The sequence below is a fragment of the Arcicella sp. GW822-FHT02H01 genome (assembly GCF_058802005.1).
The window spans coordinates 36,843-49,598 of the sequence record NZ_JBXANT010000001.1 but is presented as its reverse complement, the minus strand read 5'-3'; the positions used below and the strand labels follow the sequence as shown (position 1 = coordinate 49,598).

Annotated in this window: 12 protein-coding genes; 7 read left to right on the top strand and 5 right to left on the bottom strand. The window is 35.0% G+C overall.

Going from position 1 to position 12,756, the window contains the following annotated elements:
- Positions 1-55 precede the first annotated feature (55 nt).
- The 5 genes from lepB to AC1RNE_RS00180 all read right to left on the bottom strand — a co-directional run bounded on the left by lepB (position 56) and on the right by AC1RNE_RS00180 (position 4,689).
- Positions 56-1,228, bottom strand: coding sequence for a signal peptidase I (lepB, locus tag AC1RNE_RS00200; protein ID WP_492799048.1), 1,173 nt, complete (start codon positions 1,226-1,228; stop codon positions 56-58).
- 148 nt (positions 1,229-1,376) lie between these two features.
- On the bottom strand, positions 1,377-2,093 hold the full coding sequence (gene dapB, locus AC1RNE_RS00195) for a 4-hydroxy-tetrahydrodipicolinate reductase (RefSeq protein ID WP_492799047.1): 717 nt from the start codon (positions 2,091-2,093) through the stop codon (positions 1,377-1,379).
- Positions 2,094-2,152: 59 nt separating this feature from the next.
- The gene (locus tag AC1RNE_RS00190; RefSeq protein WP_492799046.1) at positions 2,153-2,782 is read right to left on the bottom strand and encodes a DUF5683 domain-containing protein; all 630 of its coding nucleotides are present in this window, start codon (positions 2,780-2,782) and stop codon (positions 2,153-2,155) included.
- Between the two features lie 121 nt (positions 2,783-2,903).
- A complete protein-coding gene (locus AC1RNE_RS00185; RefSeq protein ID WP_309920031.1) occupies positions 2,904-3,848 on the bottom strand; it encodes a ParB/RepB/Spo0J family partition protein in 945 nt (314 codons plus the stop codon).
- 61 nt (positions 3,849-3,909) lie between these two features.
- The gene (locus tag AC1RNE_RS00180; protein ID WP_309920033.1) at positions 3,910-4,689 is read right to left on the bottom strand and encodes a ParA family protein; all 780 of its coding nucleotides are present in this window, start codon (positions 4,687-4,689) and stop codon (positions 3,910-3,912) included.
- A gap of 507 nt (positions 4,690-5,196) precedes the next feature.
- Here AC1RNE_RS00180 and AC1RNE_RS00175 point away from each other — a divergent pair.
- From AC1RNE_RS00175 to AC1RNE_RS00145, 7 genes are all read left to right on the top strand, one after another.
- On the top strand, positions 5,197-6,642 hold the full coding sequence (locus AC1RNE_RS00175; protein WP_492799045.1) for a POT-type proton-dependent oligopeptide transporter: 1,446 nt from the start codon (positions 5,197-5,199) through the stop codon (positions 6,640-6,642).
- A gap of 278 nt (positions 6,643-6,920) precedes the next feature.
- Positions 6,921-7,604, top strand: coding sequence for a VIT1/CCC1 transporter family protein (locus AC1RNE_RS00170; protein WP_492803588.1), 684 nt, complete (start codon positions 6,921-6,923; stop codon positions 7,602-7,604).
- Between the two features lie 148 nt (positions 7,605-7,752).
- The gene (locus tag AC1RNE_RS00165) at positions 7,753-8,634 is read left to right on the top strand and encodes a hypothetical protein (RefSeq protein ID WP_492799044.1); all 882 of its coding nucleotides are present in this window, start codon (positions 7,753-7,755) and stop codon (positions 8,632-8,634) included.
- Between the two features lie 119 nt (positions 8,635-8,753).
- A complete protein-coding gene (locus AC1RNE_RS00160) occupies positions 8,754-9,500 on the top strand; it encodes a Dph6-related ATP pyrophosphatase (RefSeq protein WP_492799043.1) in 747 nt (248 codons plus the stop codon).
- 1 nt (position 9,501) lies between these two features.
- Positions 9,502-10,596 carry an FUSC family protein gene (locus tag AC1RNE_RS00155; RefSeq protein WP_492799042.1) on the top strand — a complete coding sequence of 365 codons (1,095 nt, stop codon included), beginning with the start codon at positions 9,502-9,504 and terminating at the stop codon, positions 10,594-10,596.
- Positions 10,597-10,613: 17 nt separating this feature from the next.
- Positions 10,614-11,312 carry a response regulator transcription factor gene (locus AC1RNE_RS00150; protein ID WP_492799041.1) on the top strand — a complete coding sequence of 233 codons (699 nt, stop codon included), beginning with the start codon at positions 10,614-10,616 and terminating at the stop codon, positions 11,310-11,312.
- Positions 11,309-12,682 (top strand): sensor histidine kinase, encoded by a 1,374-nt coding sequence (locus AC1RNE_RS00145; protein WP_492799040.1) that lies wholly within the window; start codon positions 11,309-11,311, stop codon positions 12,680-12,682. Before AC1RNE_RS00150 ends, AC1RNE_RS00145 begins: the two co-directional genes overlap by 4 nt.
- The last annotated feature ends 74 nt before the right edge of the window (positions 12,683-12,756 follow it).

The following is a 12,756-nucleotide window of genomic DNA, read 5'->3' as shown; positions in this document are numbered from 1 at the left end:
AACGTGTAAATGATTAAAATTTCATTTACACGTTTTGATATTGGGCTTAAATCTGCTAGTTAACAAATCTAAAGATTCTATTCCAACGAATTTTGCTCAAGAAGTTCTTATTAGGGTCTAATGACATCCAAATAAATACTGCTTTCCCTACAACGTGGTCAGCAGGAACAAAACCCCAATAGCGTGAATCCGCTGAATGATGACGGTTATCCCCCATCATAAAATAATAATCTTGCTTAAATGTATACGAAGTGATTGTTTTGCCATCAATCATGATTCTATGACCATCAATCACTACATTTTTGTTATCCTCGTAGTATTTAATAATGTATTTGTATTTATCTACATTACCAGAATCTAGCTTAATGGTTAATCCTTTACTAGGAATCAACAAAGGACCATAGTTATCTCTATTCCAGATATACGAACTACCAAACATTGGCGTAGCACCATCATCATTGGTCATACCATCTTGTCCATCAGGTGTATTTTTTGGCGCCTTTAATAAATCTACGCTCACAAATGATTTCATTTTTTTGAACTCATCGATATTTCCTTGATAGGTATTTACGATATAATCGTGCAAACCACCTATTAAAGAATCTTGAGCAGTCAAGTTCACTTCCATCCAGTTAGCATTCTGTTGTCCTGTAGCATCTACTCCATTAAAAATATTATGCTCTTCAAAGAACTCTTCTGTTAATTGCTCTTTTACTTTTAAGATATATTCATGCTGTAATTTCGGCGGATTTTCCATTGGTTTCCCGTCGATATATACCTGTGTATCACGAATTTCTAACGTTTTACCCGGTGTTCCGATACAACGTTTGATATAATAAGTTCTTAAATCAACTGGCGCATCTCCGTCGGGTGAGTAGTTGGGCACATTAAATACTACGGCATCACCTTGCTTTACCTCAGAGAATCCAGGAAGACGCTTAATAGGTAAATCTAACCAACGTAAATAAGAAGGAATATCTGTTCCCCATATTTTCTGATGTGTTAAGGGTACTTGAAGGGGCGTTTTGGGTGTACGAACACCATAATGTAATTTACTTACAAAAAGGAAATCACCTACCATCAGTGAGCTTTCCATTGATGGTGTAGGAATTGTATAGGCCTCAAAAAAGAAGAAACGTATTAAAGTTGCCGCTACTACCGCAAATACTACTGAATCAATCCATTCGCGGAACGCTGATTTTTGTACAGGTTGTTTTTTTTCTGACATTTTATATGTGTTGGAAATAATTTTCCTAAGGTTAGTCGTATAGTTTATAATAGAATTACTGTTTAGCTGTGAGCTATGAGCTATGAGCTATGAGCATTAAGCTTTGAGTTTTTTTAGCTCATGGCTGATAGCTCAAAGCTAAAGAAAGCTAAAAAGCCAACAAATCACTCATCCCGAAAACGCCTTTCTTTCCAACAATCCATTCTGCTGCAATGACTGCGCCTAAGGCAAAACCTTCACGGCCATGAGCAACGTGCGAGATTTCTATTTGATCAATATCTGAAATATATTTTACAATGTGCGTTCCTGGTACTTTCCCTTCACGTGCCGACCAAATTGCAATTTCATCATCAGCAGGATTTTCATTATTTATCCACTTGCTTTTGCCTTCAAGGTTTTCTATCAACCCTTCAGCAATCGTAATGGCTGTTCCAGAGGGAGAATCTTTCTTTTCAGTATGATGAATTTCTGTAGTCGACACCGAATATTGTTTCTGCGGTTTCATTAGTTTTGCCAACGTTTTATTCAATTGAAAAAAGATATTTACCCCAATAGAATAATTGGACGACCAAAAGAAAGCACCGTCTTTTTCAATGGCTAAGGCTTCAACTTCTGGTTTGTTTTCTAACCAGCCAGTTGTGCCACACACCACAGGAACACCTTTATTTAAACATGCTTTAACATTTTCAAAAGCAGAAGAAGGGTGACTAAATTCAATGACTGCATCAATTTGTGAAGGACTTAAGGCTTCAAACTCATGACGATTAGTGATGTCAATACGAGCAACTATTTGATGACCTCGGTCTAAGGCAATTTTCTCAATAACCTTTCCCATTTTTCCATAACCGAGTAAAACAATATTCATAATTAAAAGTTTGATTATATAATTGAATATTCCCAAGCGGGATTTATTATTAAATTTTATTACTTAAAAGCAAAAGTGATTTTGGCACCATACACTGCATTCATCATATCAGGACTAGTAAGTGTCGGCTGAATTTTCAGAGAAATATCATCCGTCAAATCAAAGGTTTTTAAATGAGCCGTCACGTTGGCATCAATGATATTAGCAGCCCACACCACGGCTAAAATCAGATATGAGCCATCTCTATTCCTACGATAACCATTGACAATCGTATTGAGTTGCGCAGAAGTGTATTCTCTCTGTAATCCGCTATCGTCTCCATATAACGTAATTTTGGCATTTGCTGGTGGAGTTGCTACTTGGAAGTTATCGATATATTGCTGTCTATAATATGCATATCTAGCATGATTCGTAACAATAAAATAAATATTGACTGCAAATCCGCCATATACCAAAGGCAATTTCCAGTATTGTCTATTATAAATTTGTCCCCAACCAGGCACCATTGCCGAACGGATAGTGGAAACTCTAGGAATGATTTTATAAGGCTTTTTTACAGAATCTTTCTTAGCAATTGCATTTTCTACAGAGTCTTTTAGACTTTCTACGTTACCTCCTTTCAAAACTTGTGCTTGATTTTCAAACAACAAGCCAAGAAAAAAAAATAAGCCAACTAGTAATTTCTTCATTTTAGTTTTTGAACTTCAACGCAAAATTACCGCTAATATTCCGTCTGGTGAAGGGTAATTAAGATTTTTTAAGAGAAAAATCCAGTCCTCTTTTGAAATAGTAGAAGGACTGGATTCTCAACTAAGCTTTTATAGCCAATAATATTTTATCAAGTTCTTCCTGAGAAGTAAATGGAATTTTAATTTCTCCTTTGCCCTTATCATCTGCTTTTACTGTTACTTTAGCCCCAAAATAAGCTTGTAAACGAAACTGTAAACTTCTGATTTCCTGCTTTACTCCTCCTCCAATAGCTTTTTTAGCAGTATTTACTAAAGATGCATTCGCTAATTCACGAACTGCCTCCTCTACTTTTCTAACAGACCAATCATCTGCAATCGTTTTCTGAAAGATATCTAATTGTTGCTCTCTATCAGGAATATTGATGATAGCACGAGCATGCCCCATCGATATTTTAGTATCTCTGAGTGCTACTTGGATAACATCGGGCAATTTCAGTAAACGGATATAGTTATTAACCGTTGTACGGTTCTTCCCTACCCTATCTCCCAGTTCTTCTTGTTTTAAAGAACATTCTGTAATCAATCGCTGGTAACTTAAGGCAATTTCAATGGCATTCAGGTTTTCACGCTGAATGTTTTCAATCAATGCCATTTCTAGCATCTGTTGGTCGTCGGCAGTTCTTACATAAGCAGGAATGCTTTTCAAGCCTGCTCTTTTTGAAGCCTGTAAACGACGTTCCCCAGAAATCAATTGGAACTTATTAGGTGCAATCTGGCGGACAGTAATTGGTTGAATAATCCCTTGTACTCTGATTGAATCTGCTAATTCATTCAGGGCCTCTTCGTCAAAATGCGTCCTTGGTTGATAAGGGTTGGTTTCAATCAAATCAACCGATATTTCATTCATCGAACTAATTTGCTCTAAACGAGTAGGACGTTCGATTGGCGTAGCCGGTTGGTGACGGCTCTGCGTGTTATTTACCTCGTCAGAATCTTGAAGTAAAGCTCCTAAGCCTCTACCAAGTCCGACACGTTTTTTTACTGCTGGGATTTCTACTTTACTCATTTCTTCTACTATAAAAAAGAACAGATTCTTCTGAAATAAATATCAACTTATGAAGAAAAATCTACTCTTGGGTGACATATCCATTTTTAGCCAAAACCTCGCGAGCAAGGTTTAGGTAACTAATTGCCCCTTTGCTTTCTGAGTCATGCGCAATGGCTGGTACACCAAAGCTTGGTGATTCTGAAAGGCGAATGTTTCTAGGAATGATGGTATTGAATACCATATTATGAAAATGGGCTGTTACTTCCGCAACTACTTGGTTTGACAAACGTACTCTTAAATCATACATTGTCAATAAAATACCTTCAATCGCCAAATTGGTATTTAAACGAGATTGAATGATTTTAACGGTATTTAATAATTTACCTAGGCCTTCCAAAGCAAAATACTCGCACTGTACAGGAATAATCACTGAATCTGCGGCAGTGAGGGCATTAATAGTAATTAAACCAAGCGATGGAGAACAGTCGATAATGATAAAGTCGTAATTGTCAAGAATCACGCCTAACGACTCCTTCATTTTCTGTTCACGGTCACGAAGGTTAATCATTTCAATTTCGGCACCCACCAAATCGATATGAGAAGGAATAATATGGAGATACGGTAAATCTGTAGCAATGATAATATCTTGTACATTTACTCCATCAACCATACATTCATAAATTGAATTTTCGATTTCCTTGGGGTTGAATCCTAAACCAGAGGTAGAGTTCGCCTGCGGGTCAGCATCAACAATGAGTGTTCTGAATTCGAGAGCGGCTAAGCTTGCCGCCAAGTTAATAGTGGTTGTCGTTTTTCCAACTCCTCCTTTTTGGTTGGCTATGGCAATTATTTTCCCCATCTTGGATTTTTCTGAGTTACAGTCTTTTTTAAGCTAGGTTATTAAATTATAAATAGTGAAAAGAAGCTATAAAAAGTATTTTTGATAATTCTTACTCTCTTATTACTAAAAGTTAATTCTCAATTCCCAGTACCTCAAATAACAGACTTCAAATATCGTCCTTTCTCACCACATAAGCAAAGAGTGTTCCACAAAATGTTTCACGAATAGTAATTTATAAGGATTTGTACTAACCCGATTCAGTATTAACTATCAATGCCTATGTTAGTTTTATAAGTTAAAATGATTATTTTTATTTGGCTAAAAATTAGATTAAGACAATAAAAGTGAAGATTTTTAAATATAATTAGCAGTAAAGTACAAAAATTGTATATTTAACAATCTTTTCAATAAGTAGTCAGAATTGTTTCTAAAACTCAGAGAATGTATTTTAGCATAATTTTGTCAAGCTTAATCTTAACATTTTCTTTACATTTCATTCACAAACTTGATTAACACTTTTATTTTATGACATCAAAATCCATTGAAACCGAGGTGGTTCAAAAATCAAATAGCTATCCTAAAGCTGTTCCATATATTATCGGGAATGAAGCCGCCGAACGATTTAGTTTTTATGGGATGCGTTCAATTCTTCCTACTTTTTTGATCGCACAATTTTTCAATCCTACTTTCAATCCACTTCTTCAACAAACTGCCGAAGCTCAATCTAATCAAAAAGTACACATGTTTGTTGCCTTGGCATACATCATGCCTATTTTGGGTGGTATAGCAGCCGACTGGTTTTTCGGAAAATATAAAGTGATTTTATATGTATCTGTATTATACTGTATTGGACATTTAATGTTAGCGATGTTTGATACAAACCTCGCATTGTTTTCATTAGGTATGATTGTCATTGCGTCTGGTGCTGGGGGTATCAAATCCAACGTATCTGCCAATGTTGGTGATCAATTCGACAAGACTAATGAACATTTGATGTCTAAAGTATATGGTTGGTTTTATTTCTCAATTAACTCAGGCTCTGTCGTGTCTAATGTTTGTATTCCTATCATTTATGCAAAATATGGAGCAGCTTGGGCATTTGGAGTTCCAGGAATATTAATGGTGTTGGCTACTATTATCTTTTTTTCTGGTAGAAATAAATATGTAAAAGTGCCTCCAATGGGTATAAATAGAAATAATTTCTTATTTATTTCTTTCAACGCATTGGTAAATATGGGCAAGAAACAAAAGGGTGACCATTGGCTAGATGTAGCGAAAGCAAGTTATGACCCACAGAAAGTTGATGACGTAAAGGCGGTTTATCGTTTGATTATTGTTTTTGCTTTTATACCTATTTTCTGGGCACTGTGGGACCAAAATTTATCAGAATGGGTTTTACAAGCTCAAAAATTAGATTTAAACTCTGGCTTTGGTTTTACTTTCTTATCTGAACAAGTTCAAGTATTTAATCCTTTCTTTTTAGTAAGTTTTATTCCTGTTTTTACCTATGTTGTCTATCCATTCTTTGAAAAACTAGGTATCAAAACTACTCCACTACGCCGTTTAGGTGTTGGATTTTTCTTAACAGCATTGTCTTTTGTTATTATTGCATTGATTCAAGAAAGTATTGATGGTGGTGGTAAGCCCTCTGTTTGGTGGCAAGTATTAGCCTATTTGATTTTAGCTTGGGGTGAAATCTTGGTTTCTATTACAGGCTTAGAATATGCTTATACCAATTCTCCAAAATCAATGAAGTCTACCATGACTGCTATTTTCTATTCAACGGTATCTATTGGTAATTTAGCGGTTTCTCTTATCAACGAAAACATTGCTAACAAAGGTTTCTTTGCTCAACTAGACGGCGCTAAATATTTCTGGTTTTTCGCAGGATTGATGTTTATCTCATTCTTGATTTATATCTCAATTGCATCTAAAATGAAGGAAACACGCTATGTGGGGGTGGCGGAATAAATTTCAATAAGATTTAAAGACGATAGACACAAGACGTTAGACACAAAATGCTAAAAGCAGGCTTCTTGAAAGTCTATTAAGAAATCTTGTATCTAATATCTTTTAGTCTAAAATCTTGTGTCTAATGTCTTTTAGTCTAAAATCTTGCATCTTTAAGTCCTAAATCTTAAAGTCTAAAAAAGAAGAACCTGAGGTTCTTCTTTTTTATTTATGGGCAATTTCACGAACTTTAAAGCAAAAAAACTACCTTGCAATACATAACCCTTACTGAAGAAAACATGGAAGAACAGCATCTAGAAAGCTCTGATTTTATTAAAGATATCGTTATTGGAATGTCTGATGGACTAACAGTTCCTTTCGCCTTGGCAGCAGGCTTATCGGGTGCTGTTGCTAATACTGCTATCATTACAACGGCTGGTATTGCGGAGATTGTAGCGGGTTCAATTGCCATGGGTTTAGGCGGTTATTTGGCGGGACAAACCGAAGTAGAGCACTATGACGCTGAACTAAAACGTGAATACGAGGAAGTAGAACTGATGCCCGAACGAGAAAAGGAAGAAGTCAAGGAAGTATTTGCAGATTATGGTTTGGACGAAGAAGCACAGATTATCGTGGTTGAAGCCCTTTCAAAAGACAAAAAGAAATGGGTAGATTTTATGATGAAATTTGAATTAGGCTTAGAAAAACCAGATATCAATCGAGCCAGAAATTCAGCCTTGACAATTGGTTTAGCCTACATCGTCGGCGGAATCATTCCACTCTCACCTTACTTTGTTGTGAAGGATGCACATCAAGGATTATTGTATTCTATGGTCGTTACGCTAATCACCTTATTTATATTTGGCTATTTCAAAAGCAAAGTAACGGGGCAAAATCCATTGACAGGAGCTATCAAAGTAACCCTTATCGGAGCAGCAGCGGCGGGGGCGGCCTTTTTTGTGGCTAAGATGTTTGGAGGATAAATTACTAATATTTGTGAATTGTAAGTCGTGAACTTATATGTATTAATAATGTCCGTAAAGAGAAAATAATTTTAGCATAGGTTGTATCTAATTATAACGTCTTTCCAATAATTTAAAAACGATATCTCATATTAACAAATATAGCATAATGGACTATTATAAAAACTTTGCTGACATTTCGACTACAATTGGTGTAGTAATTTCTACTTTGACACTTGTTAGTGCTTTTAGGCTATATAAATTAGGTAAGAGAGATATTTATCTGAAAGAAGTAAGAAATATACTAATAGCATATCAATACAACAGTGAAAATCTTAATAAATTAATTACTTACGAGATATCACATGAATTAATCCACAATGTTGTTTATTCTAAACAAATAGATAGACTGTTATCCAAAGTATTTGAAGCTTCCTTTCTTACAAACAGAGAGAAACCTGAACTTGAAAAAGATTTAGAAAATCTTAATCCCATTACAGTTGCAATACATTCTGAGCTTCTAAAGCAGTTCGATACTATTTTAAAACTTAATTCTCAAGAAGCATCAAAAATATATACGGACTATCCTAGCTTATATCGAGTGTATAAAGCTGTAGATTTTATTTTTTCTCAAACAATTGAGCTCTCTAAACAAATGGTCAGAGATGAAGATTTATTTAAAGCTCTCATAATTGATGCTTACGATAGTAAAGTAGAAATTAAAAATACTGAAGACTTAAAAGAATTCATATTCTTTGCTCTCATGAGTCTAATACAAGGGAAACATAGTGAGAATGACCAAAAAGATATTGATGATATACTAAATATCTTAATGTTAACCACAAATGGTCTAATGAGACTTTCAGATAAAGATCTTTTTATTCAAAAAAAGAAAGAGAAAGAAATTGAATATAAGGATTTAGATAGTACTAATGATATTTTTGAAGACTTACTTCAGGCAGAAAAGGGTTTAAGATTAATTTTAAAAGAAGATGAACTCTTAATTTTTAGAGAATATAGTACGAGAATTAAAGTTAGAAATGAAAAATAGGTGTTATTAAAGAGTTTGAATAGACGAAATCAAAAAAGTCACTCCCCAAATCAAGACGAAAGATATAACTCTGATATATATATATATATATATGCTTCATAAAAATCTATTTTTACAGCATGATAACACAGCAAGCAATTTTTAATTGGAGTGGAGGAAAAGATTCTGCTTTGAGTTTATACAAAATCTTACAATCACCAGAATATAAAGTTAATTGTTTGCTAACCAGTATCAATGAAGAGTACCGTAGAATATCAATGCATGGCGTTCGCGAAGAATTATTGATACAACAGGCTGAAAGTATTGGCATTCCCCTCATAAAAATGTATCTACCCGAGATGCCTACGATGGAAATATACGAGGATGTCATGAAAGCTACTTTGACAGATTTAAAGACTAAAGGAGCAACAACCTCTATCTTTGGAGATATTTTTTTAGAAGATTTACGTTTATATCGAGAAAACAAATTAGCTGAATTAGCCTTGAAAGGTGTTTTTCCTTTATGGAAAATACCTACCAAAGATATTATCAAGGAGTTTCTGGATGTAGGGTTCAAAACCATCACTACTTGTGTCAATGATAAGTATTTGGATAAAAGCTTTGTAGGCAGAATCATAGATGAAAGCTTTTTAAATGATTTGCCTGAGAATGTTGACCCTTGTGGCGAGAACGGTGAGTTTCATACTTTTGTATTTGATGGGCCAATTTTCAAACTACCCATTGCGTTTGAAAAAGGAGAAATCGTTTATCGGAAATATACCTCCTCAAAGCCAAAAGACGATGATAGCTATGATTGTGACGATTCTAAACAAGACAATCCATTTGATAACGGTTTCTGGTATTGCGATTTATTATCATTGAAATAATATGCAAGAGCAATCTATTAAACAGCTTTTTTACCAAGAAGTTAAAGGTTTCTTTAAAATAAAACAGAGCGATAGGCTGTGGCATATTCCTGTATTGGCTGCACTATGCATTGGTATTCCGTTGCTCACAGGCTTATACGTTGACAATATAAAATCTGGCTTATTGGCAAGCCTTGCTGGTATTGTAATATTATATATACCCATAGCAAACTCTCTGGTTAGTCGCATGGCTACTATGTTAATTTGTTCTTTCGGCTTCTTGGTTTCTTATACCGTCGGGCTTCTTTTTAGTTTCAATCCACTTATTTCAACAATAGTCTTTGGTATATACGCTACGATTGTTTATTGGATTAACCTTTACTTTAAAACAAAACCACCCGCAAGTTTCTTTTTTATTTTTATAGCCTCTCTAGCAGGTGGTATGCCTCATGACTTAAAAGCGATGCCCGAAAAAATTGGCTTGGTAGCGATGGGAACAATGTTGGCTTGCTCTTTAGCTCTGCTCTATAGTCTTTTAGTGAAAAATAAAAGTTCTAAAAAAGATGCTGTCCTCATCTCTGAGTTATTAGTTAAAAGCAAATACACCGACTTGGTTGAAGCATTGATTATTGGAGTATTCATGTTTTTTTCAATGTTGATTGGACACGTATTAAAACTTCAAAATCCCTATTGGATACCAATTTCTTGCCTTGCGGTCATGCAAGGTGCTACACTCTATCATATCTGGGAAAGAGTAGTCCACCGTATTTTAGGTACCTTTTTGGGCTTGGGGCTTTGCTGGGTTATTCTCTCAATTGTTAACGCTCCTCTTAGCATTTGTATTAGCATTATCTTCCTACAATTTATTATTGAGGTACTAGTGGTAAGACATTACGCTTTGGCTGTTATTTTTATCACGCCCATGACTATATTACTGGCAGAAGCTGCAAATCCGTTGATACAAGAGCCAAATTTACTTTTCGTAACACGTTTTATAGATATTTCAATCGGTAGTTTAATAGGTGCTTTTGGCGGATGGGTAATTCATAACGAGAAAATTCGTTTCTATGCTACCATGAAAATTAGAAAAGCGAAGAAAGTGATGCTTCGGAAATAGGCAGAACGAAATGAACCATGAATAAAAAAATACTTTTAGTAGAGGACGAAATTAACGTTGTCGATTTTTTAAAAAAAGGCTTAGACGAAGCAAACTTTGAAGTATCTGTTGCCCTAAATGGCAATACTGCGCTTAGCATGGCGTCTGAATCTTCTTTTGATCTTATCATCTTAGATATTATGTTGCCTGATAAAAATGGTATCGAAGTATGCAGAGAATTACGTTCACGCCACATCAAAACACCTATCCTTTTTCTGACAGCCCTTGGTACTTCTGAAAACATTGCCCTAGGTCTAAACACAGGTGCAGATGACTATTTGGTAAAGCCCTTTAAATTCATTGAATTATATGCTCGAATCAATGCTCTTCTAAGAAGGACTTCCTATATCGATAATATTGCAGACGACAAGGCGAGAGTAACTTATGCTATCGTCGATTTAATCATTGATGATGATGCCAAAACCGTAACCCGAGGTGATCAGAAAATATCCTTAACCGCAACAGAATATCGTTTATTATTGGTTTTGATAAAAAATAAAGGCAAAGTGCTTTCACGAATAGACATCTTGGAAAGTGCTTGGGACATCAACTTTAATATGGGTACCAATGTGGTTGATGTATATATTAATTATCTCAGAAAAAAAATCGATGGTGATTTCGACCATAAGCTCATTCATACCGTTGTTGGAATGGGCTATGTACTAAAAGAAAAATGAAAACACAAACGAAATTAGCCATTATACTGGGGCTTTTGAGTAGCACAATCGTTGTTGTGTTTGGTCTCTCTATTTATTATTTTCTGGACAAATATTCTTATGTCGATTTTTATAAAAGGCTCGAAGCTCGTGTAAGAATATCTGCACAATACAGTTTGAATTCTGGAACGCTCAATGCTAAATATTTAAAAAACTTAAGAAATCAACATTTAGAAAAGCTTGAAAAAGAGAAGGAATACTTGATTGAAGTTATCCCTGATGTTCATTTTCAAGAAATTGCCGATAAATATCAATTACCGATTCATTTCCTAATTTCACTTTCTAAAGCAGAAACTTACAAAGAAAATGAGGGTAATTTATTCATCGCTGGTTCGCAATATAGAAAAGGCAATAAACTATATTTTGTCATTGTTTCAGCAGAAAATTATTATGCCTTAAACCATTTGATTTTCCTAAGGTCTGTACTCATTGCAGGAATTTCAATGGTGGTTTTAATTGTGGTTGTCTTTTCATTCTATTTTTCAAAGCACATCTTCGACCCCATCAAGGAAATTACCGATAAAGTAAAACAAATCAGTACTGAAAACATTCACCTTCGCCTTGAAAACAATATCGACAAAAGCATAGAAATCAGCGAGTTAACCAGCACTTTCAACGAACTACTCAACCGTATTGAAACGGCTTTTGAAACACAAAAGAATTTTATTAGCAACGCATCACACGAACTTGGCACACCCCTGACAACCATTATTGGCGAAGCAGATTTTTCTTTATTAAAACCTCGAACTTCTGAAGAATATTCTATGGCACTCAAAAATATTCTTCAACAAGCTGAACGGCTGAATGAAATCACAAAATCTTTACTTTTTTTAGCGCAAACGGGGTATAAAGGGAAGGCTATTACTTTTGAGAAGGTTCGTATCGACGAAATCATCTGGGTAAGCAAAAGCTTGATTGATAAGCTAAATCCGAATAACAAAATCTTGGTTGATTTACGCCTTCTTCCAGAAGACCCAAAAAAACTAAAAGTAAAGGGCAATCAACAATTATTACACCTTGCCTTTGCCAACATTTTAAACAATGCTTGTAAATACTCTAACAACAAACCTGTCACTATTCATATTGCATCAAGCAATTCACAGGTGATTATCATGGTTGAAGACCAAGGCATTGGTATTCCTGAATCTGAAATTGCCTTTATTTATGACCCATTCTTTCGAGCATCCAATACTACCTTATTTGAAGGTTATGGCATTGGTCTGCCCCTCACCAGAAACATTATTCACTTGCACAAAGGTAACTTGGTCGTTAGTTCGCAAGTAAATGTAGGAACGAAAGTTCAAATCAAAATTCCACTTATGGAAGATTAATATCCTCTCTAATCGAATTCTAATCTCGTTCTTAAAAGTTTATAATCTCCTCAAAATAGTTTTGTCACAACATC